We start from the raw sequence: 21404 nt of genomic DNA on the forward strand, positions 1-21404 counted from the left end.
CATTGCTACGACGGTTCGCGGTTTGCCTGACGGCGGCTGCGAACCGCGGCGCTTCTGATTCTGAGTCACCGCTTCGCATTCAGATGCCGCAGCAGATCCGCGAGCCGTCTGCCTTCCTGATCCGGATACTGTTCCAGCACCTGTAGTTCCTGAATCCTTTCCAGTCCGAAGTTGCGGAAGTCGCCGCGCAATTCGCACCACGCGCCGAGCGTCCAGCGCGCGCCCCAATACGCGAGCGCCAGCGGCCATACGCGCCGCTCGGTTGCCGCGCCGTTCGCATCGATATAGGCAAAGCGCACCACGTGCCGTTTGTCGATCGCGCGATGCAGGATGTCCACTCGCGCCGAAAACTCCGCCTTGATATGAAACGACGGCGCGAAGATCGCCAGTCGTTCCAATGTGGCGCGTTTGTCGGCGGGCATCGCCGACGCGATTTTTGCGAGCGCGCCGCGTGCACCGCTTGCGAAACCGGCGCCGCCCCACGATTCGAGCATCCGCGCGCCGGCTGCGAGCGCGGCGAGTTCGTCAGCGGTGAAGGTGAGCGGCGGCAAACTCGCCGCGCGGCTCAGCCGGTAGCCGATGCCGGCTTCGCCTTCGATCGGCACGCCGGACAATTGCAGATCGCGCACGTCGCGATAGACGGTGCGCAACGAGATATGGAGCCAGTCGGCGAGTTGCTGCGCGGTGGTCAGACGCCGGCCGCGCAGGAGTTCGGCGATCTGGAACAGGCGGTCGGCGCGGCGCGTCATCGTGGGCGTCTTGTAGAAAAGGACGGGGACAGTCCCGCGATGATAGCGCCGCATGACGCTAGCCGTTCAACCATTGGTCCGCGAATGCAGGCCGAGGCGGTTGCCTTCCGTATCGGTGAAGAACGCGATGTAGCCGATGTCCTGCGGCAGCTTGATGACCGGCCCGTCGACCTTGCCGCCGGCCCGCTCGACGCGTGCGAGCACCGCATTGACGTTAGGCTGCGCGTTCAGGTAGACGACGACGCCGTCGTCCGATGGCGTCATCGACGGGCTGTGGATGATCGCGCCGCCAGTCGCCGGCTCCTCATACCCGAACAGGGCGATCGGCTGACCACCGAACTCCTCGCGATTCAGTTTGACGTCGAACGTGGTTTCGTAAAAGTGGACAGCGCGATCGAAGTTGACCGACGGGATCTCGAACCATGCAACAACTTTGGATGATGCGGACATGACACTCTCCTGGGTAGCGGCGGGTAAGCCGTGCAAAGCGCCGGATGGCGTGAGAAGGAGTGTGCGGGGGTGCTGCTGACAGCGTGCTGTCAGTAGGGTGGGGAAGGTGGCAGAAAGATGCGGCGCGAAAAAAACGCCTCGCGCCTGCGTATGGACGAAAAAAAACCGCGGCGATCGAGTCTCGGGTCCGCGGTTTTTGTTGCTGCGAGTTATGGCGTGCCGCGATGTTTGCGACGTATTACGCAGTTGCCGGGTCAGCGCTTCATGCCGCCGGCGTATCGTTGTTCTGCGGCCGCTGACGCACGCTGCCCGCGATCAGATCGAAGCGGAACAGGCGGCATTCCAGCGCGCCGTTGAACAGCGGCGTTTTGGTCGATTCACGCAGACGCAACTGACCGGGCAGCTTGCGATCCGAGGTCAGAATGAACGCATGCCAGCCGGTGAAGCGCTGCTTCAACGCGTCGCCGAGCGAATGGAAGAATTCGCTGTCCGGCGCGTCTTCCTGTGCGCGGTGGAAGCTTTCTTCTTCACGACCTTCGCGGGTGGCGCGGCCTTCGCGGATCTCGCCGCGCGCGTTGCGGCCGCGTACTTCGATCCGTTCGCCATACGGCGGATTCGCGACGAGAATGCCCGCTTCCGGCGACGGCGCAGTCATCCCGCGCGCGTCGACCTGTTTGAGCGGAATCGACGGCAAGCCGGCGCGCTGGAAGTTCGCGCGCGCCTTGTCGAGCATGTCGCCGGAAATATCGCTGCCGAAGATCTGCAGATCGGCACGCGAATTACGCGCGGCATGTTTCGCGTCGAGCGCGGCGGCCTTCAGCGTTTGCCACGTTTTGGCTTCGTATTGCTTGAGCTTTTCGAAGCCGAAACGGCGCTCCGCACCCGGTGCGATGTTCAGCGCGACTTGAGCGGCTTCCGCGAGGAAGGTGCCGCTGCCGCACATCGGGTCGTACAGCGGCGTGCCGGCGGTCCAGCCGGTCAGACGCAGAATGCCGGCCGCGAGATTTTCGCGCAGCGGCGCCGCGCCTTTGTCCAGACGCCAGCCGCGCTTGAACAGCGGGTCGCCGGAGGTGTCGAGATAGAGCGTGCAATCGGTGGCCGTGAGGAAGGCGAACACGCGCACGTCGGGCATCGCGGTGTCGATGCTCGGCCGCGCGCCGCTGACTTCGCGCAGACGGTCGCAGATTGCGTCCTTGACGCGCAGCGTCGTGAATTCGAGGCTGCGCAGCGGCGATTTGATCGCGGTGACGTCCACGCGCAGCGTTTCATTCGCCGAGAACCACTGCTCCCAACGCTGCTCGACGGCGAGCGCGTAAATGTCCTGCTCGCTGCGATAGGGGCGGTGCGCTATCTTCAGCAGTACGCGGCTTGCGAGGCGCGAATGCAGGTTGGCGGCCATGCCGGCGGCCCAGCCGCCGCGGAAATGCACGCCGCCCGGCACTTGGGCGCCCGCGCTGAACGGCGCGCCGTTCAGGTGCGTGGCGGCTATTTCGGTGAGTTCGGCGGCGAGCGAGGCTTCAAGGCCGCGCGGGCAGGGGAGGAAGAAATCGAAGGACATTGAGGTTGCCGGAAGGCGTTAGATAAGGCGCCATTGTACGCGGTCGGTGTGGCGGGCCCGAGGGGGCGTTGGCGCAAGCGCGGCGAGCGGCGGGTTTGTGGTGTGCCGCCGCCCGAACCCGGCAAGTCTCATTGACCTTCGGATGAAGCTTTGGCCGGCCACACCAGTTCACGCGGATGGCTGAACACCCGCTGCCAGATCGCGCCGCGCAACGAGCGCACCGCGTGGCGCCGCAAGTCGCGCGATTTGACGGCCATATAAAACGCGAGCGCGAAGCTCACCGCCACGTTGAGGATCGCCATGCTGCCGACGCCCGCGACCGCCCACCAGAGTTCCGGCAATTTCAATGCGTCCTTGCCCAGCACGCCGAGCGCGACGCCGATCGACCCGGCGCTCAACGTCACGTGCCGGACTTCGAAAGTGAACGCGAAGGCGGTGAGAATTGCCGGCACGAGTCCGAGCATCAGGCCGAGCGTGATGTTGCCCACGACACCCGCCACGTTCGAGCGGCACCACGCGGCGAGGCGCGCCGCGCCGGCCGCACCGAGCGTCATGCGCAGGCGGCGGTTGTACTCGAGCGCGTCGGCCACGCGATGTAGCACGAACCAGTTGTCCGCCCAACCCGCGAGCAGGCTCGACGACCACAGCAGCACGCCGGTCAGCGCGGCATAGAAAGGCGTCGGTCCGAGCAGCGAGAACGAGTGCAACGTGGCGCGCGCTTTGTCCGGCGAGATGATGTCGGCGTGGAACAGCGTGTGCCACAGCAATTGCACGGCGAGGCACACGGGAAACACCAGCAGCACGTTGCCGAGTACGGCGGCCGCCTGCGTGCGCATCAGCGCGGTCACCGAACTCACGAAACTGTCGACGCCGGCCGGCGTCCCCACGCCGTCGAGTTCACGCGCGAGGGTGGGCGCGGTCATCGCCGGCTGTTTGGTCGCGAGCGAGAAGTGCAGGAAGTGCATCAGCAGGAAACTGGCCGCGTAGTTGAAGCCGGCGAGCAGCCCTTCGAGCATCGATTGCAGATGCGCGCCTGTGATCGCGAACTTCATGCAGACCGTGACGACCGTGACGAGTCCGCCGCCGGCTGCCATGCGCAGCATCTTCAGATACTCGGCGCGATCGCGTGCAATGTAGTGTTCGCCGGTATCCGCGCTGTATTCGACGACCTTGCGCGCCAGCAGCGAGAAATTGCTGCGCAGCAGATACGCGACGCTCTGGCTCGCCTGATTTGCGTTGACCAGTTCGGCGGTGAGGCGCGCGCCGGCATGCGGATCGTCGTGCGCCATCCACGCGTTCAGCAGATGTTCCGCGCGCACGATGCGCATGCGCATCCGCTCGACCTGAAACACGATGTCGACGCTGACGCCGTTCCGGTAGAGATGCGCGAAGACGTTGTCGATCGCGCCGCGGCATTCGTCGAGCAACAGCCGCAGATAATTGACCTCGTGCAGCAGCTTGTCTTGCGGCGCACCGTCGGCGACGGCCTGGTGGGCCGCTTCGACGGCAAGCATCGCGCGCGTGAGACGGTAGAACGGCTGCTTTTCCATCGCGATGCGCACGTCGGCGGCATCGCGCGCGTCGACGTCGCCGAGCCGGCTGCGCACCGTTTGCGACAGGCCGGTCGAACTGATCTGGCAGGTCAGGTTGTGCAGGGCCGCGAGCAGGTCGAGGGAAAAGGGCGTCGAGCGGCGCGGCGCTCCAGTGTCGGGATCGGTGTTGTCCTCGTAATCGAAGAGCGCGTGGATGCGCGTGAGCAGATCGACCGGGAGCGCGGCGATCCACTCGGCGTCGTGTTCCGAATCGAACATCAGTGTGACGATCGCGGTGAGATCGCGCCGGTTCGGCGCGGGCGGAATGAGCGAGGTTTCGAGCCGCTCGAAAAGGGCGCCGAAGAAACCGGAGTGGACCGGCATGCCGGCGTCGCAGAGCAGCGACAGACCGTCGCTTTCGCGCAGCAACGCACGCAGGATGCCGGCGACGTTGGCTTTCCAGACCGGGTTACGGTCGAGAACGTGGAGTAGATAGCGGATTCGGCTATGCGCGGGCAAGCGGGGTGCCGGCGATTCTGCTTCTGCTATCGCTTCCGTGGCGGCTTGCTGCTGCTGGACGGGGCGGCCGCGACGGATCCAGTGGGATAGTTCGATCAGCCATTCACTTCGCTCCGCGTAAGGCGCGGTCCTGTCGGCGATCGCCAGCAGCGCGTCGAGTTGCTGGCCGCTGTCGCGGGACGCGCGCCATTTCTTTAGCAATCTTTGTATCGAAGTGAACATCGGGATGGTTGTGCGTGCCTGCGGCGCTCGGAGTTTCGTTAGGCGGAAGGATAGGGGATGTTTCCGTCTGCGGATTTTGGTTTGGCAGTTTTTTTTTTCGATTTAAAAATTCCGGCAGTGCAAAACCTCATGCCTTCAGAAACTGCTCCCGGGCCCCGAGCCACCGCGCGAGGTGCTGCAACACCACGTCTGGATATTTCTCCAGCAAAACCGCCGCCGCTTCGCGGGCCGGCTCGATCAACCACTGATCGTTTTCCAGATCGGCAAAGCGCAGCATCGCCGCGCCCGACTGCCGCGCGCCCAGGAACTCGCCCGGGCCGCGAATCTCCAGATCGCGGCGGGCAATCTCGAACCCGTCGGTGGTCTCGCGCATGGTCTGCAATCGCGCCCGCGCGGTCATCGACAACGGCCCGGTATAAAGCAGAACGCACACCGAAGCGGCGCTCCCACGCCCAACCCGTCCGCGTAACTGGTGCAACTGCGCAAGGCCGAAGCGCTCCGCATGCTCGATCACCATCAACGACGCATTCGGCACGTCCACGCCCACTTCGATCACCGTCGTCGCCACCAGCAATTGCACTTCGTTGCGCGTGAACGCGTCCATCACCGCGGCTTTTTCCGCCGGTGCGAGCCGCCCATGCACGAGACCCACGTTCAACTCGGGCAGCGCGGCCACCAGCGTCTCGTACGTCTCGACCGCGGTCTGCAACTGCAAGGTCTCGCTTTCCTCGATCAGCGGACACACCCAGTACACCTGACGCCCCGTCAATGCCGCTTCGCGCACCCGGCCGATCACCTCTTCACGGCGCGCGTCGGACACCAGCTTGGTCAGGATCGGCGTGCGACCGGGCGGCAATTCGTCGATGGTGGACACATCGAGGTCGGCGTAATAGGTCATCGCGAGCGTGCGCGGAATCGGCGTCGCGGACATCATCAACTGATGCGGCTGGAAATCGCTCGCGCCGTCGGCGGCGTTCTGCGCTTTCGCGCGCAGCGCGAGCCGCTGGGCGACGCCGAAGCGATGCTGTTCGTCGACGATCACCAGCCCCAGCCGCGCGAACTCGACCGTGTCCTGGATGATCGCGTGCGTGCCGATCACGAGTTGCGCGGTGCCGAGCGCCGCCGCTTCGATCGCAGCGCGCTTGTCCTTCGTCTTCAGGCTGCCGGCCAGCCACGCGACGCTTACGCCGAGCGGTTCCAGCCAGCCGCGCAATTTGCGCGCGTGCTGTTCGGCGAGAATTTCGGTCGGCGCCATCAGCGCGGCCTGATAGCCGGCGTCGATTGCCTGCGCGGCGGCGAGCGCGGCGACCACCGTCTTGCCGCTGCCGACGTCGCCTTGCAATAAGCGCTGCATCGGATGCGGCTGCGTGAGGTCGAGCGCGATTTCGCCGCACACGCGCTGCTGGGCGGCTGTCAGCGAAAACGGCAGCGCCTTCAGCAAGCGCGCGACCAGCGACGCGTCGTCGCCGATTTTCCGCCGCGGCATGCCCGGCGCCGCGCGGTTGCGGCGTTCGTCGTGCGCGCGTTTCAACGACATCTGCTGCGCGAGCAACTCCTCGAATTTGATCCGCACCCACGCGGGATGCGTGCCGTCGATCAACGCGGTTTCGTCGGACTGCACGCCCGGATGATGCAGCGTACGCACCGCGTCCATCAGGTTCGGCACGTCGAGCGGCCGCAGGTAGGCCTCGGCGACCGCATCAGGCAGCAACTCCGGCAACGACACGCGCGACAACGCGTTGTCGATCGATTTGCGCAGATACGCCTGGGTTACGCCCGCGGTGCTCGGATAAACCGGCGTGAGCGCCTGCGGCAGCGGCGTGTCTTCGTCGACCACGCGCACCGCCGGGTGCACCATCTCCATCCCGAAGAAGCCGCCGCGCACGTCGCCGCGCACGCGCAGCCGTGCGCCGATCGCCATCTGCTTGACCTGCGAGCCGTAGAAGTTCAGGAAGCGCAGCACGAGTTCGTCGCCGGCGTCGTCGCGCAGTTTCACCAGCAACTGGCGGCGCGGGCGATACGCGATCTCGTTGTCGAACACCACGCCTTCGGTCTGCGAGATGCCGCCGGGAAGCAGATGTCCGATCGGCGTCAGCGAGGTTTCGTCCTCGTAGCGCATCGGCAGATGCAGCACCAGATCGATCGCGCGCGTGAGGCCGAGTTTGGCGAGTTTGTCGACGGATTTTGCGGCGGATTTGACTGGGGGTTTGGCCGCGGCGGTGCGGGCCGTTTTCTTCTCCGCTGCGCTCGCCGACGCGCCCGTGTCCGCTCCGGACGCGCCGTCGTCCGCCGCCTTCGCCCGCGATACGCGGCGCTTGGGCTCGGCGCTCACTTCATCGGTGGTGGACGGGATTCGGCGGTCGGACAAAGGCATGGGTTGCTTCGCAAGTACAATATCGGCTGTCAAAGGTGTCGCCGCCATACAGCGCGCGGGCTCGCGGGCCGCTCTGGCGTCCCGCAATCATAGCCGCCCGGCTCCGGCTTCGGCTCAATTCCGTCCCAATTCGCTTCCAGTCGTCCGCATGTTTACGCTTTCCGATTTCGATTTCGATCTGCCGCCCGAGCTGATCGCGCAAGTTGCGCTGCCCGAGCGCAGCGCCAGCCGTCTGCTCGAAGTGGACAACACCGGGGAGCCGGCACGTCTCACGGACCGCCGCTTCGCCGAACTGCCCGAATGCATCGCGGCCGGCGATCTGCTGGTCTTCAACGATACCAAAGTGCTGAAGGCGCGCTTCCTTGGCCAGAAGGCGAGCGGCGGCAAAATCGAAGTGCTGGTGGAGCGGCTGACCGGCGAGCGCACGGCGCTCGCGCAGATCCGCGCGAGCAAGAGCCCGCAGCCGGGCACGACGATCCGTCTCGCGGATGCGTTCGACGTGACCGTCGGCGAGCGCGTCGAGCCGTTCTACACGCTGCATTTTCCCGCCGACTGTCTGACGCTGATCGAGCAGTTCGGCCGCCTGCCGCTGCCGCCGTACATCGAGCACGATCCCGATGCGACCGACGAAAGCCGCTACCAGACCGTGTTCGCGCAGAACCCGGGTGCGGTTGCCGCGCCCACGGCCGGCCTGCATTTCGACGACGCGCTGCTCGCGCGGCTGGACGCCGGCGGCGTCGAGCGCGCCACGCTCACGTTGCATGTCGGCGCGGGCACGTTCCAGCCGGTGCGCGTCGAAAACCTCGCCGAGCACAAGATGCACAGCGAGTGGTATCACCTGCCGCAAACGCTCGCCGACAAGATCGCCGCCACACGCGCGCGCGGCAACCGCGTGATCGCGGTCGGCACGACGTCGATGCGCGCGCTCGAAGCCGCAGCGCGCGACGCCGAAGCCGCGGGCAAACCGCTCGCCGAGTCCAGCACGGAAACCGATATCTTCATCACGCCGGGCTACACATTCCGCGTGGTCGACCGGCTGGTGACGAATTTCCATCTGCCGAAGTCGACGTTGTTGATGCTGGTGTCGGCATTCGCGGGCGTCGATACGATTCGCGCGGCGTATCGGCATGCGATCGACGAGCGTTACCGGTTCTTCAGTTATGGCGACGCGATGCTGCTGACGCGGCGCGACCGTCGATAGACGTGAGCCTGCGTGGCGATCGCCGTGCTGGAGCGCTGCGCGCGGTAGTTTGCCGCTCCTTGACGCATCGGCACAGCGTGCCGGCGCTGCATCCTGAGTTTCGTTACCCCGCCGCCGTGGCTTGCCAGGCGGCATTTCACCATCTGCGCCGGACTGTTCTCCGGTAGCACAGGAGTTCCTCATGACCGACGGTCATACCCACGATAGACAAGATACCGGCAACACCGGCGCGAGCCCCGCTGAACGCCCCGACAACGGCCTCAAATTCGAACTGCTCGGCACCGACGGCCAGGCCCGCCGCGGCCGCGTCACGCTGAATCACGGCGTGGTCGAAACGCCGATCTTCATGCCGGTCGGCACGTACGGCACCGTGAAGGCGGTCCAGCCGCGCGAGCTCGAGGAAATGCACGCGCAGATCATCCTCGGCAACACGTTCCACTTGTGGCTGCGCCCTGGCCTCGAAACGATCGGCGCGCATGGCGGCCTGCACGGCTTCATGGGCTGGAAAAAACCGATCCTGACCGACTCGGGCGGCTTCCAGGTATTCTCGCTCGGCGATCTGCGCAAGATCACCGAAGATGGCGTCACGTTCGCGTCGCCAATCAATGGCGACAAGCTGTTCCTGTCGCCGGAAGTGTCGATGCAGATCCAGAAGGTGCTGAACTCGGACATCGTCATGCAGTTCGACGAATGCACGCCGTACGCGACCAACAACGTGCCGACTTCGCACCAGGACGCCGCGGATTCGATGCGCATGTCGATGCGCTGGGCGCAGCGTTCGATCGACGAATTCCAGCGCCTCGGCAATCCGAACGCGTTGTTCGGGATCGTCCAGGGCGGCATGTTCGAAGACCTGCGCGACGAATCGCTGGCGGGTCTCGCTGAGAAGAACTTCCACGGTCTCGCGATCGGCGGCCTCTCGGTCGGCGAGCCGAAGGAAGACATGATGCGCGTGCTGAACCATATCGGCCCGAAGCTGCCGGCCGACAAGCCGCGCTACCTGATGGGCGTCGGCACACCGGAAGACCTGGTGGCGGGCGTCGCCGCGGGCGTCGACATGTTCGACTGCGTGATGCCGACCCGCAACGCGCGCAACGGCTGGCTGTTCACCCGTTTCGGCGACATCAAGATCCGCAACGCGGCGCACAAGAATTCGCTGCGCCCGCTCGACGAGCAATGCGGCTGCTACACCTGCCGGAATTTCACGCGCGGCTATCTGCACCATCTGCACCGGGTCGGGGAAATCCTCGGCGCGCAGTTGAACACGATCCACAACCTGCACTACTACCTCGAATTGATGCAGGAAATGCGCGACGCGATCGACGCGAAAATGTTCGAGCCGTTCCGCAAGCGCTTTCACGAGAACCGCGCGCGCGGCGTCGATTAGACGGCGCGACGACGAAAACCTTACAATAAACTTTCGCGCGGACGTAAACGGCCTTAACAGCTTGATCGGAAAGCCGATTCCCCGCGCCGAGCCGCGGTTTGCCGGTGGTAGAATAACCGGCTGATTTTTTTGATCGTTTTGATTTATAACGGAGAGACCAACGTGTCGTTCATTTCCAATGCCTTCGCCCAAGGCACAGCAACAGGTGGCATCGAATCGAACCTGATGAGCTTCCTGCCGCTGATTCTGATGTTCGGCGTGCTGTACTTCATCATGATTCGCCCGCAAATGAAGCGCCAGAAAGAACACCGCAACATGCTCGCCGCGATGGCCAAGGGCGACGAAGTGGTGACGAACGGCGGCATCGTCGGCAAGGTGACCAAGGTGGGTGAAGCTTACGTCGGCGTCGAAATCTCGGAAGGCACGGAAATCACCGTGCAAAAAGCGTCGGTCACGACGATTCTCCCGAAGGGCACGATCAAGTCGCTGTAAGGCCTGCTCTCTCGCATCCGGCGCGGCCTCGCCGGCGGTTCATGCAACACAACGCCGAACTGCCCGCGCTCATCGCCGGATGCATCGCTTCCAAGCCAACCTTCCCGTTGGACCACTCATGAATCGTTACCCCCTCTGGAAATACGCCGTGATGCTGGTGGCTCTGGTCATCGGTCTCGTGTACTCGCTGCCCAACCTGTTCGGCGAAGCGCCGGCAGTGCAGGTGTCGAGCGGCAAGGCAACGGTCAAGCTCGACTCGACCACGCTGTCGACTGTCGAAGCGGCGCTCGCTGCAAATCAGATCAAGCCGGAAGACGTCACGTTCGACAACTCGTCGACCAACGCGAACATCCGCGTGCGTCTGCTGGATACCGACACGCAGTTGCGCGTGAAGGACCTGCTCACCAAGTCGCTGAACAGCGACCCGACCGATCCGCAGTTCATCGTCGCGCTGAATCTGCAAAGCGCGTCGCCACGCTGGCTGACCGCCATGCACGCGCTGCCGATGTACCTCGGTCTCGATCTGCGCGGCGGCGTGCACTTCCTGTTGCAGGTCGACATGGCCGGCGCGCTGAACAAGAAGCTCGACTCCGACGCGTCGGACGCGCGCACGCTCCTGCGCGACAACAACATCCGCGATGGCGGCGTGAACCGCGTCAACCAGACGGTGGTGATCAATTTCGCCGACCAGGCGACGGCAGACGCAGCGTCCAAGCAACTGGGCCGCAGCATCGGCGAACTCCAGTGGTCCTCGCAAACCGCGTCGGACGGCGGCGTGCAACTGGTCGGCACGTTCACGCCGGCGGTGCAGAGAGCGGTGCAGGACGCCGCGCTCAAGCAGAACATCACCACGCTGCATAACCGTGTGAACGAACTCGGCGTGGCCGAGCCGGTGATTCAGCAGCAGGGCTCCGACCGTATCGTCGTCGAACTGCCGGGCGTGCAGGACACGGCGAAGGCGAAAGACATCATCGGCCGCACGGCAACGCTCGAAGCGCGCCTCGCCGACCCGGTCAACACGCATCCGAATCCGTCCGATCCGGTGCCGCCGGGCGACGAGCTGTTCACGCAAGGCAACCAGACGCCGGTGCTGCTGAGAAAGCAGATCATTTTCACCGGCGACCGGATCATCGACGCCTCCGCGGGCTTCGACGAACATCAGCGTCCGTCGGTCAACATCCGTCTGGACTCGGCGGGCGGCCGCGCGGTGCGCAGCGTGTCGCGCGACAACATCGGCAAGCCGATGGCGATGGTGCTGTTCGAAAAGGGCAAGGGCGAAGTACTGACGGTGGCGACCATCCAGTCGGAACTGGGCGACCGCTTCCAGATCACCGGCCAGGCCACGCCGCAAGGCGCCGCGGATCTCGCGCTGCTGCTGCGCGCCGGTTCGCTGGCCGCGCCGATGGACATCATCGAAGAACGCACGATCGGTCCGAGCCTCGGCGCGGACAACATCAGCAAGGGCTTCCACTCGGTGGTGTGGGGCTTTGTGGCGATCGCCGTCTTCATGATCGCGTATTACATGCTGTTCGGCGTGATCTCGATGATCGGCCTGTCGGTCAACCTGCTGCTGCTGATCGCCGTGCTGTCGATGCTGCAGGCCACGCTCACGCTGCCGGGTATCGCGGCTATCGCGCTCGCGCTCGGTATGGCGATCGACGCGAACGTGCTGATCAACGAACGCGTGCGTGAAGAACTGCGCCACGGCGCGCCGCCGCAACTGGCCATCCAGAACGGCTATGCGCATGCCTGGGCGACGATTCTCGACTCGAACGTCACCACGCTGATCGCCGGTCTTGCGCTGCTCGCATTCGGCTCCGGCCCGGTGCGCGGTTTCGCGATGGTCCACTGTATCGGCATTCTGACGTCGATGTTCTCGGCGGTGTTCTTCTCGCGCGGTATCGTCAATCTCTGGTACGGCGGCAAGAAGAAGCTGAAGTCGCTGGCAATCGGCCAGGTGTGGCGTCCGCAGGCGGAAGGCATCGACGGCGCCGCTGCCTATCTCGGCAACGACGACGCGGACACGGATACGGCGCAAGCCGTCGCTGCGGTCGCGAAGCCGTCGAAGGCGCAGGCCGCGGTTGCCCAGGCACGCGCCGGCAAGCCGACCGTGCGCCGCCGCAATGCGCCGAATTCGCAGAGCACCGCGAACACGCCGAATTCGTCGCAGAAACCGGGTTCGTCCCGCTGAACCCCGGAGAGAACTAGACCATGGAATTTTTCCGTTTCCGCAAAGACATTCCGTTCATGCAGCGCGCGTTGATCTTCAACGTGATTTCGCTGCTGACGTTTCTTGCTGCTGTGTTCTTTCTCGTGCATCGCGGGCTGCATCTTTCGGTGGAGTTCACCGGCGGTACCGTGATCGAAGTGCAGTATCCGGGCGCGGCACCGCTCGAACCGGTGCGCGGCACGCTCGGCAAGCTCGGTTATGCCGATGCGCAGGTGCAGAACTTCGGCACTTCGCGCGATGTGCTGATCCGCTTGCCGCTCAAGCAGGGCTACACGTCCGCGCAGCAGAGCGATCAGGTCATGAGCGCGCTGAAGGCCGATACGCCTGAGGTGCAACTGCAGCGCGTCGAGTTCGTCGGTCCGCAGGTCGGCAAGGAACTCGCCACCGATGGTCTGCTCGCGCTCGCCTGTGTGGTGGTTGGCATCGTGATCTACCTGTCGTTCCGCTTCGAATGGAAGTACGCGGTGGCCGGCGTGATCGCGAACTTGCACGACGTGATCATCATTCTCGGTTTCTTCGCGGCCTTCCAGTGGGAGTTTTCGCTGTCGGTGCTGGCTGCGGTGCTCGCGGTGCTCGGCTATTCGGTGAACGAATCGGTCGTTATCTTCGACCGGATTCGCGAGACTTTCCGCCGCGAACGCAAGCTGACCGTGATCGAAGTGATCAACCACGCGATCACCAGCACGATGTCGCGCACGATCATCACCCACGGCTGTACGCAGATGATGGTGCTGTCGATGTTCCTGTTCGGCGGCCCGACGCTGCATTACTTCGCGCTGGCGCTGACGGTCGGTATTCTGTTCGGTATCTACTCGTCGGTGTTCGTCGCCGCGGCGCTCGCGATGTGGTTCGGCGTGAAGCGTGAAGATCTGCTGAAGGACAAGAAGGTCGGCACCGACCCGAACGATCCGAACGCGGGCGCGCAGGTTTGATTGTGCTGGTGTAAGCCGAAGCCGGTTTCGCTAGCGATAAAAAAGAGCCGGTTCACGAAAGTGAACCGGCTCTTTGCTTGAACATTGCATCAACAGCCGTCTCGTTTAACCGGGACGCTCCTAGCGGAAACCGAGCTTGCGCCGCGCCGCAATCAGCGCGACCAGGCTGATCGCCGCAGCAAAGATCATGTAAAAGCTCGGCGCGGCCTTCGACCCTGTCGCGCTGATCAACCAGGCGATGATAAACGGCCCGAACCCGCCGAAAATCGTCACCGCGATGTTATAAGCCAGCGACATACCGGTCGTGCGTGTCTGCACCGGAAACATCTCCGAGAGCAAACCGGGCAGCGCGGCGAAATAGCCGGTCATCAGAAATCCGAACACGATCTGCAACACGATCAGCGTGCCGAAAGTCGGATGCGCGACCAGGTACACGAACGCCGGATTGATCAGCAGCAACAGCAGCACCGCCGACACCAGCATGATCGTCGTGCGCCCATGCTTGTCCGACAGATGACCGACCAGCGGCGAGAACACCATCTGGATCACGCCGGTCAGCGCGATCGCCGCGAATGCGACGGAAGGCGCGAGGCCGAGTTGTTTCACGCCGTAGGTCGGCATGAACAGCACCAGATACGTCGACACCGTCCCCAGCACGACCACGCCGATCGCGATCACGAGACGCAGTTTCTGGCTCGAGAAGGTATCGCGCAACGGCGTCGTGGTCGTCTCCGCCGCGAGGAACTCGGGCGTTTCGTCGAGCTTCGTGCGGATATACCAGGCCACCGGTCCAATCAGCAGGCCGAAGAAAAACGGCACGCGCCAGCCCCACGACGCCATCTGTTCCGGCGACAGTTTGCCGGTCAGCAACACACCGAAGCCGGCGGCGAGCAGCGTCGTCAAACCCTGGCTCGCCACCTGCCAACTGGCGAAGAAACCGCGCCGGCCCGGCACGTGCTCCGCGAGAAAAGCGGTGGCGCTGCCGAATTCACCGCCCGCCGAGAAGCCCTGCATCAGGCGCGCGACCACGAGGATCACCGGCGCGGCGAGGCCGATGCTCTGGTACGTCGGCAGAATGGCGATGATCAGCGTGCCGGCCATCATCAGCAGGATCGACAGCGTGAGCGCCGCTTTGCGGCCCGAGCGGTCCGCATAAGCGCCGATCACGATCGCGCCGAGCGGGCGCATGAAGAACGACACGCCGAAGGTGCCCAGCGTGAGCAGCAGCGAAACCGTGTCGTTGCCGGCCGGGAAGAACAGCTTCGAGATGATCACCGCGAAAAAACCGTACACCACCAGATCGAACCACTCGAGCGCGTTGCCGATCGAAGCGGCGACCACCGCCCGCCACGAGTTCTGCCGGCTCCCTGCCAGAGTTGTTGCCGTCGTTGCATTCATGCCGATCTCCAATGCGCGTCGAATAGTATTTATGCAGGCTTGTGGCCCGATATTGCCGCACTGGATGCGCGCACAACCAATACGGCGTCAGCGCTCTATGTACCCGAAAAATTAAAACGACGCGAGAGGCAAATCCCTGAGTCCCGCCGCATAAGGCTTCTGGCGTTTCGACCCGGCAATAAAAAACCGCTTCGTCGCAGAGCGAACGAAGCGGTTTGTTTGTTGCGCCGCAACGGCGGCGCACTCATGCGCCCACCAATTTACTGCTTGATGCCTTCCGACTGGATATGCAGCTTGGTGTCCATATTGAAGCCGTATTTGGCGCCGAAATCCATTCCGTAATCGGCCCGGCTGAAATGGCCGCTAGCTTCCACGCCGCACACTTCACGCTTGAGCACCGGATGCTGCATGCACTTGAACGATTCGATCTTCAGATTGAGCGGCTTCGTGACGCCGTGCAGCGTCAGGCTGCCGACCACTTCCACCGGCGTGTCGCCGTCGAACTTGATGTCGGTGCCTTTATAGGTTGCCGCCGGAAATCTGGCGACGTCGAAGAACGCATCGGTCTTCAGATGTTCGTCGAGCTTCGCATTGCCGGTATCGACCGAAGCCGGATCGATGGTCACGTCGACCGTGCCGGTTTTCGCCGCGCGATCGAGCGTCACCGTGCCCGAGCTTTTGGTGAACTTGCCGCGCCAGACCGACAGGCCGCCGAAGTGATCCGCCTCGAAGCTCGGATACGTGTGAGTCGGGTCGAGCTGATAGGTGTCCGCAGCGAATGCGCCGAACGAGATAGACGAAGCCAGCGCGCCAACGGCGATCAACAGAGTAGTTTTCAATTCATGCTCCTGTGTTCCTGAAGGAAAGCGGCCGCGCCTCTGCGGCGCGACGAGCGTCACTTGCGTGCTGCGACGATGTGAAACTTGATCACGACTTCATCGGCGACCACCGACGTATCCTTCCATTCGCCGGTGCCGATATCGAACTGCGAGCGCTTGATCGGCAACGCGCCGTCGAACACCTGCGCCGGGCCCTGCTCGGTGACCGTCACCGGCACCACCACCGTTTGCGACTTGCCCTTGATGGTCAGCTTGCCGGTCACGTTGAACTTGTTGCCGCCCGCCGGCGCGATCGCGCTCGACACGAAGGTCGCGCTCGGATACGTCTTCGCGTCGAACCAGTCCTTGCCGCGCACCTGATCGTTGTAGCTCTCGTCGCCGAGATCGTAGCTTCCCACGTCGATCGTGAACTGCGCGCTGCCGTCGGCCGGTTTGGCCGGATCGAACTTCACCTGCGCGCTGAACTTGCCGAACTTGCCTTCGACCGGCACGTTCATCTGCTTCGACGTAGCGGTCACCGTGCTCTTCGACACGTCCACTTGCGCGAGCGCGCTGCCCGAAGCGGTCAAGGTGGCCGCGGCAAACGCGGCAAGCATGTAGCGATAGAACGAAACTTTCATGAGCATCCTTATTTGATGAAAGGGAGCATGCGCGACAGCAAGCCGTCGCGGTCCAGCCATTGATGCTTGAGCGCCGCCGCGACATGCAATGCGACCAGCACGAGCAAGGTGTAATTCAGCGTGATGTGAATGGTCTTCAGGATTTCCTTCAGATGCGGATCCGGCGCGATCAGGCGCGGCAGCGGAATCAACCCGAGGTAGACCACCGGCACATTGGCCGCCGAGCTGTACAGATAGCCGGAGGCCGGAATCGCGATCATCAGCACGTACAGCAGAAAGTGCGTGAGATGCGCGGCGCCGCGCTGCCAGGCGGGCATGCGGCGCGGCATGGCCGGGGCGGCGTGAGTCGCGCGCCATAGAATGCGCAGCACGGCGAGTGCGAACACCGTTACGCCGATCCACTTATGCCAGGAAAAATAGCGCAGCTTGGTGGGCGTAAAGCCCGGGATGTCGGTCATCACCCAACCGAGCGCGAAACCGCACACGATCAGAAGCGCGATCAGCCAGTGAAATGCAATGGCGGTACGCGTGTACGATTCCCGGCCGCTGAAAGAAGGGTTGAGTGCCATGGCAGGTCGACGCTATTTGAGAAAGGTTAACGGCGCAGCCGATACTGTTATTCCGCGCGACCGATGCTGAGCGCATGGGGCTTTCGATCGATGGCCCGCCGGCTGCGGCACGCCCAAGGCCGCCATGCTACCCCAAGCGGAAAATCCTGGCACGACGCATCTGGAATGCGGCGTGCTACGCGTTGAACAATTGGGGCACGACAGTGTCCTAGTGGTGCGCTCGCTATGTAAGAATCGGCTCGAAAGCGCCGCCCAGACTTGCCCGCCGCCCGGCAGGCGCCGACGGCCGTCGCGGCCACGCGAGTTAGGGACTGCGTTTGGTACTATTGCTGCACGCTTTCGTCCGTCCAGTTCGTAAACCGGCGTTGCACGCCGCCTCTCACGTCGCCCGCCCTTCTGCCGTATGGAACATGACAACCTGATCGCGTGCCATGAATGCGATACGCTGTTCCGCAAGCCACGGCTTGTGGGGCGCACCAGTGCGCGTTGCCCGCGTTGCGGCGCCACGCTTTATCGCGGCATTTCCCGCAAGCTCGACACCATCTGCTCGATGACGCTGGCTGCGCTGATCACATTTCTGATCGCGCAGGGTTTCCCCATCGTCGAACTCGAAACCAACGGCATTACCTCGCAGACCACGCTATTCGGCGCGCTTATCGCGCTGTGGGGCGAGGACATGCAGATCGTCGCGGTCATGGTGTTCTGTTCGACCATCCTGTTTCCGTTGACCGAGCTCGTCGCGCTGCTGTATGTGCTGATCCCGCTGCGAGCCGGCTATGTGCCGCCGGCCTTCAACCGCGTGTTGCGCGCGATCCAGTTCGTGCGGCCGTGGGGGATGATCGAGGTGTTCATGCTCGGCGTGCTGATCACGATCGTGAAGATGGTGAGCCTCGCACGCGTGATTCCCGAGGCCGCGCTGTTCGCGTTCGGCGTGTTGACGCTGATGTTCGCGGTGGTGGTGTCGTTCGATCCACGCATTCTGTGGGATCTCGCCGACGAACTCGGCGACCGCAGCCGGCGCCCGTTGCCGCGCACTTCCGCCGACAGCGCCGCGGCCGTGATCAGCGAGGTCGCCGGTCCGCCCGCGCCACCCGAACTCACCGGCGACGTTCAGCGCGAGGGGCCCGAGGGCCGTGAGGGCCGTGGGGAAGCCCCGCCGAATCTGCCGCCGGGCGTCCCGCCCGCGCCGCATCAGGGGTGAGCGCACGATGAAATACGTTACCGCGAAACGCGCGGGCCTCGTCTCCTGCCATGCATGCGGACGCGTCGAACCGCGTATCCGCTCCGTCACGGCGCAGCACTGCGGCCGCTGCGGCACGCGCCTGCATACGCGCAACCCCGATAGCCTGATGCGCACGTGGGCGCTGCTGATTGCCGCGGCGTTGCTGTATATTCCCGCGAACCTGCTGCCGGTGATGCACACCTCGTCGCTGCTCGGTTCGGAAGACGACACCATCATGAGCGGCGTCGTGTATTTCTGGACGTCGGGCGACTGGCCGCTGGCCGTGATCGTGTTCATTGCCAGCATCATGGTGCCGATGCTCAAGCTCAGCGTGCTGGTGCTGCTGACCGCGACGGCGCAGCGCCGCTCGCGCTGGCGGCCCGAGCAGCGCACCACGCTTTACCGGATGGTCGAACGGATCGGGCGCTGGTCGATGCTCGACGTGTTCGTGGTCACGCTGACCGTCGCGCTGGTGCGCTTCAAGTCGCTGGCCGTGATCACGGCCGGGCCGGGCGCGATCGCGTTCGGCTCGGTGGTGATTCTGACGATGATGGCATCCATGCAATTCGATCCACGGCTCATCTGGGACAACGTCGAAGGCCGTACCCAAAAACCTCAGGACCCCAACCATGACTAGCCCGCAAGGACCGACGCCCGCCTCCGATGCGCCGCGCAACGATTCGAACGGACCGAAGCTGCCGCCTCAACTGCCGGACCCCGACATCGAGCCGCGCAGCCGCTGGCTGCCGTCGCTCGTCTGGGTGATTCCGCTGATCGCCGCGCTGATCGGCATTGCGCTGGTGATCAAGTCGGTGACCGAAAAAGGCCCGACCATCACGATCAGTTTCATCAGCGCCGAGGGGCTCGAACCCGGCAAGACGAAGGTCAAGTACAAAGACGTCGACGTCGGTTCGGTGAAGACCATCACGCTGGCGAAAGATCTGTCGCACGTGCTCGTGCAGGTGCAGCTCACGAAGGAAGGCGAAGACTTCGCGGTCAAGGATTCGCGCTTCTGGGTGGTGCGGCCGCGGGTCGGCGCGAGCGGCGTGTCGGGGTTGACCACGTTGCTGTCCGGCGCGTACATCGGCGCGGATGCCGGCCATTCGCCGGATACGGAGAAGAACTTCGTCGGGCTCGAAACGCCGCCGCCGATCACCGGCGACCAGAAGGGACATCAGTTCGTGTTGCACGGCGATTCGCTCGGCTCGATCGACATCGGCTCGCCGATTTTCTACCGGCGCGTGCAGGTCGGCCAGGTGGTCGGTTTCTCGCTCGACAAGGACGGCACCGGCGTGACGATGCAGGTGTTCGTGTCCGCGCCGTTCGACCAGTACGTCGGCACCAATTCGCGCTGGTGGCATGCGAGCGGGGTCGATTTGCGGCTCGACTCGAGCGGCTTCAAGCTGAATACGCAATCGCTCGCGACGGTGATCGTCGGCGGCCTGTCGTTCCAGTCGCCGCCGGGTCAGGGCGTGGGCGCTCAGGCGCCGAACAACATGACGTTCCGCCTCGGCTCGGATGAACAGGACGCGATGCGCGAACCGGACGGCGTGCCGCTGCGCGTGGTGATGAATTTCAACCAGTCGCTGCGTGGGCTGTCGATTGGCGCGCCGGTCGATTTCCGCGGGATCGTGCTGGGCCAGGTGACCAATATCGGCATCGACTACGACCCGAAGACCCGCAGCTTCACGATGCCGGTGACGATGAACATCTACCCGGACCGCCTCGGCAAGCGCTTCCGCGAGACCGCGCCGGTACCGGGCAGCCTCGCCGGTCAGGGCATGTTGCAACAGCTCGTCAAGCATGGTCTGCGCGGCCAGTTGCGTACCGGCAATCTGATTACGAGCCAGTTGTATGTGGCGGTCGATATTTTCCCGAAAGCGCCGCCGGCGACGGTCGACGTGACGAGCGATCCGCTTGAGTTACCGACCATTCCGAACTCGCTCGACGAACTGCAGGTGCAGGTTGCCGACATCGCGAAAAAGCTCGACAAGGTGCCGTTCGACCAGATCGGCTCGAACCTGAACAGTGCGTTGAAGAACGCCGATCAACTGTTCACGCGACTCGACAAGGAAGTGGTGCCCGAGGCGCGCGACACGTTGGCGGCGGCGAAGCAGACTTTTGGTTCGGCGGAAGCGACGTTGCAGCAGGACTCGCCGTTGCAGTCGGATGTTCACCAGGCGTTGCAGGAGTTGACGCGGACTTTGCAATCGTTGAATGCGCTGTCGGATTATCTGGAGCGTCATCCGGAATCGCTGTTGCGCGGTAAAACAGGAGATAAACCATGATGTTTGCCCGGCTTCCCCGCCCGCCGCGCGGGTTCTTGCGCGGTGCTGCGTATGTTGGCGCTCTGGCCGGCATGCTGGCGATGGCGGCGTGTTCGTCGCCGTCGAGCCGGTTTTATACGCTTGGGTCCGATAGTGCTGCGGCCGACGCGCGAACTGCGGCTGCGCCGGCGTGGCTGATCGAAGTCGCGCCGGTGGATGTGCCGCCGCAGGTGGCGAAGAATCAACTGGTCGTGCAGACCGGGCCGACGCAGGTTCAGGTGCTGGAGCAGGAGCGGTGGGCATCGTTGCCGGGCGATGAAATTCGCCGGGCGCTGTCGACCAGTCTGACGCAGCAGTTGGGGACCATTGATGTTTATGGCACTGCGTATTCGGATACGACGCCTGTGTATCGCGTCAGCATGAATGTGCAACGGTTTGAGTCGTGGCCGGGGTCGCATGCGTTGATCGATGCGGTGTGGAGTGTGCGGGCTGTGCGGAGTACGGTGGTGATGACGTGCCGGAGTGTGGTGAATGTGCCGGTTGGCGGTGGGTATGATGCCTTGGTGGCGGGGCATCGGGAGGCGTTGGGGCGCGTGTCCGCGCAGATCGCGGCTGGGGTGCAGGCGTTGGTTGCTGCTTTGCCTTCTTCTAAGGGGGGGGCTGTCGGCAAGGGAGTGGTTGTTGGGGTGGCCGTGCCGGCGTGTCCTGGTCTTGGGGCTGGGGGGTAATGTTTGGGGTTTGGGTTTGGGTTTGGTTTGCCTGCGGCGCTGGTGGTTTTCATTTCCTTTTTGGTTCGCCAGGGTTGCCCCTGTGCGGGGCGGCACTTACTTTCTTTGCCGCGGC

18 protein-coding genes are annotated in these 21404 nt (G+C 64.0%); 9 read left to right on the forward strand and 9 right to left on the reverse strand.

What is annotated here, in order from left to right:
• Positions 1-65: 65 nt before the first annotated feature.
• The 5 genes from PQQ51_RS26065 to recG all read right to left on the reverse strand — a co-directional run bounded on the left by PQQ51_RS26065 (position 66) and on the right by recG (position 7404).
• A complete protein-coding gene (locus tag PQQ51_RS26065; RefSeq protein WP_408499813.1) occupies positions 66-803 on the reverse strand; it encodes a helix-turn-helix transcriptional regulator in 738 nt (245 codons plus the stop codon).
• Between the two features lie 12 nt (positions 804-815).
• Positions 816-1199 (reverse strand): VOC family protein, encoded by a 384-nt coding sequence (locus PQQ51_RS26070; protein WP_408499814.1) that lies wholly within the window; start codon positions 1197-1199, stop codon positions 816-818.
• Between the two features lie 262 nt (positions 1200-1461).
• Complete coding sequence (locus PQQ51_RS26075; RefSeq protein ID WP_408499815.1) at positions 1462-2757, reverse strand: THUMP domain-containing class I SAM-dependent RNA methyltransferase; 1296 nt, start codon at positions 2755-2757, stop codon at positions 1462-1464.
• A gap of 128 nt (positions 2758-2885) precedes the next feature.
• Positions 2886-5030, reverse strand: coding sequence for a site-specific recombinase (locus PQQ51_RS26080; protein ID WP_408499816.1), 2145 nt, complete (start codon positions 5028-5030; stop codon positions 2886-2888).
• 127 nt (positions 5031-5157) lie between these two features.
• On the reverse strand, positions 5158-7404 hold the full coding sequence (recG, locus tag PQQ51_RS26085; protein ID WP_408499817.1) for an ATP-dependent DNA helicase RecG: 2247 nt from the start codon (positions 7402-7404) through the stop codon (positions 5158-5160).
• Positions 7405-7552: 148 nt separating this feature from the next.
• On the opposite strand from recG, the gene queA reads away from it, so the two are divergent.
• The 5 genes from queA to secF all read left to right on the forward strand — a co-directional run bounded on the left by queA (position 7553) and on the right by secF (position 13646).
• Positions 7553-8605 (forward strand): tRNA preQ1(34) S-adenosylmethionine ribosyltransferase-isomerase QueA, encoded by a 1053-nt coding sequence (queA, locus tag PQQ51_RS26090; protein WP_408499819.1) that lies wholly within the window; start codon positions 7553-7555, stop codon positions 8603-8605.
• Between the two features lie 181 nt (positions 8606-8786).
• The gene (gene tgt, locus PQQ51_RS26095; protein ID WP_408499821.1) at positions 8787-9992 is read left to right on the forward strand and encodes a tRNA guanosine(34) transglycosylase Tgt; all 1206 of its coding nucleotides are present in this window, start codon (positions 8787-8789) and stop codon (positions 9990-9992) included.
• A 162-nt stretch (positions 9993-10154) separates the two neighbouring features.
• Positions 10155-10484 (forward strand): preprotein translocase subunit YajC, encoded by a 330-nt coding sequence (gene yajC / locus PQQ51_RS26100; protein WP_007179286.1) that lies wholly within the window; start codon positions 10155-10157, stop codon positions 10482-10484.
• Between the two features lie 118 nt (positions 10485-10602).
• Complete coding sequence (secD, locus tag PQQ51_RS26105) at positions 10603-12675, forward strand: protein translocase subunit SecD (RefSeq protein ID WP_408499823.1); 2073 nt, start codon at positions 10603-10605, stop codon at positions 12673-12675.
• A gap of 20 nt (positions 12676-12695) precedes the next feature.
• Positions 12696-13646, forward strand: coding sequence for a protein translocase subunit SecF (gene secF / locus PQQ51_RS26110; protein ID WP_408499825.1), 951 nt, complete (start codon positions 12696-12698; stop codon positions 13644-13646).
• Positions 13647-13766: 120 nt separating this feature from the next.
• Here secF and PQQ51_RS26115 read toward each other — a convergent pair whose 3' ends face one another.
• From PQQ51_RS26115 to PQQ51_RS26130, 4 genes are all read right to left on the reverse strand, one after another.
• A complete protein-coding gene (locus PQQ51_RS26115; protein ID WP_408499827.1) occupies positions 13767-15044 on the reverse strand; it encodes an MFS transporter in 1278 nt (425 codons plus the stop codon).
• Between the two features lie 260 nt (positions 15045-15304).
• On the reverse strand, positions 15305-15871 hold the full coding sequence (locus PQQ51_RS26120; protein WP_408499843.1) for a YceI family protein: 567 nt from the start codon (positions 15869-15871) through the stop codon (positions 15305-15307).
• Positions 15872-15939: 68 nt separating this feature from the next.
• Complete coding sequence (locus tag PQQ51_RS26125; RefSeq protein WP_408499829.1) at positions 15940-16503, reverse strand: YceI family protein; 564 nt, start codon at positions 16501-16503, stop codon at positions 15940-15942.
• An 8-nt stretch (positions 16504-16511) separates the two neighbouring features.
• Complete coding sequence (locus tag PQQ51_RS26130) at positions 16512-17072, reverse strand: cytochrome b (protein WP_408499831.1); 561 nt, start codon at positions 17070-17072, stop codon at positions 16512-16514.
• Positions 17073-17475: 403 nt separating this feature from the next.
• On the opposite strand from PQQ51_RS26130, the gene PQQ51_RS26135 reads away from it, so the two are divergent.
• Genes PQQ51_RS26135 through PQQ51_RS26150 form a run of 4 tightly spaced genes read left to right on the forward strand, consistent with a single transcriptional unit; the run spans position 17476 to position 21289 of the window.
• A complete protein-coding gene (locus PQQ51_RS26135; protein ID WP_408499833.1) occupies positions 17476-18273 on the forward strand; it encodes a paraquat-inducible protein A in 798 nt (265 codons plus the stop codon).
• A 7-nt stretch (positions 18274-18280) separates the two neighbouring features.
• Positions 18281-18931 carry a paraquat-inducible protein A gene (locus PQQ51_RS26140; RefSeq protein WP_408499835.1) on the forward strand — a complete coding sequence of 217 codons (651 nt, stop codon included), beginning with the start codon at positions 18281-18283 and terminating at the stop codon, positions 18929-18931.
• Positions 18924-20582, forward strand: a complete 1659-nt coding sequence (locus tag PQQ51_RS26145; protein WP_408499837.1) for a PqiB family protein — start codon at positions 18924-18926, stop codon at positions 20580-20582. Before PQQ51_RS26140 ends, PQQ51_RS26145 begins: the two co-directional genes overlap by 8 nt.
• Positions 20579-21289 carry a PqiC family protein gene (locus PQQ51_RS26150; RefSeq protein ID WP_408499839.1) on the forward strand — a complete coding sequence of 237 codons (711 nt, stop codon included), beginning with the start codon at positions 20579-20581 and terminating at the stop codon, positions 21287-21289. Before PQQ51_RS26145 ends, PQQ51_RS26150 begins: the two co-directional genes overlap by 4 nt.
• Positions 21290-21404 lie beyond the last annotated feature (115 nt).

It is taken from the genome of Paraburkholderia xenovorans (assembly GCF_046030735.1).
GTDB lineage: Bacteria > Pseudomonadota > Gammaproteobacteria > Burkholderiales > Burkholderiaceae > Paraburkholderia > Paraburkholderia xenovorans_A.

Coding starts and splice junctions, on each gene's coding strand:
- PQQ51_RS26065 (WP_408499813.1), bottom strand. CDS start 803: ATGCGGCGCTATCATCGCGGGACTGTCCCCGTCCTTTTCTACAAGACG.
- PQQ51_RS26070 (WP_408499814.1), bottom strand. CDS start 1,199: ATGTCCGCATCATCCAAAGTTGTTGCATGGTTCGAGATCCCGTCGGTC.
- PQQ51_RS26075 (WP_408499815.1), bottom strand. CDS start 2,757: ATGTCCTTCGATTTCTTCCTCCCCTGCCCGCGCGGCCTTGAAGCCTCG.
- PQQ51_RS26080 (WP_408499816.1), bottom strand. CDS start 5,030: ATGTTCACTTCGATACAAAGATTGCTAAAGAAATGGCGCGCGTCCCGC.
- recG (WP_408499817.1), bottom strand. CDS start 7,404: ATGCCTTTGTCCGACCGCCGAATCCCGTCCACCACCGATGAAGTGAGC.
- queA (WP_408499819.1), top strand. CDS start 7,553: ATGTTTACGCTTTCCGATTTCGATTTCGATCTGCCGCCCGAGCTGATC.
- tgt (WP_408499821.1), top strand. CDS start 8,787: ATGACCGACGGTCATACCCACGATAGACAAGATACCGGCAACACCGGC.
- secD (WP_408499823.1), top strand. CDS start 10,603: ATGAATCGTTACCCCCTCTGGAAATACGCCGTGATGCTGGTGGCTCTG.
- secF (WP_408499825.1), top strand. CDS start 12,696: ATGGAATTTTTCCGTTTCCGCAAAGACATTCCGTTCATGCAGCGCGCG.
- PQQ51_RS26115 (WP_408499827.1), bottom strand. CDS start 15,044: ATGAATGCAACGACGGCAACAACTCTGGCAGGGAGCCGGCAGAACTCG.
- PQQ51_RS26125 (WP_408499829.1), bottom strand. CDS start 16,503: ATGAAAGTTTCGTTCTATCGCTACATGCTTGCCGCGTTTGCCGCGGCC.
- PQQ51_RS26130 (WP_408499831.1), bottom strand. CDS start 17,072: ATGGCACTCAACCCTTCTTTCAGCGGCCGGGAATCGTACACGCGTACC.
- PQQ51_RS26135 (WP_408499833.1), top strand. CDS start 17,476: ATGGAACATGACAACCTGATCGCGTGCCATGAATGCGATACGCTGTTC.
- PQQ51_RS26140 (WP_408499835.1), top strand. CDS start 18,281: ATGAAATACGTTACCGCGAAACGCGCGGGCCTCGTCTCCTGCCATGCA.
- PQQ51_RS26145 (WP_408499837.1), top strand. CDS start 18,924: ATGACTAGCCCGCAAGGACCGACGCCCGCCTCCGATGCGCCGCGCAAC.
- PQQ51_RS26150 (WP_408499839.1), top strand. CDS start 20,579: ATGATGTTTGCCCGGCTTCCCCGCCCGCCGCGCGGGTTCTTGCGCGGT.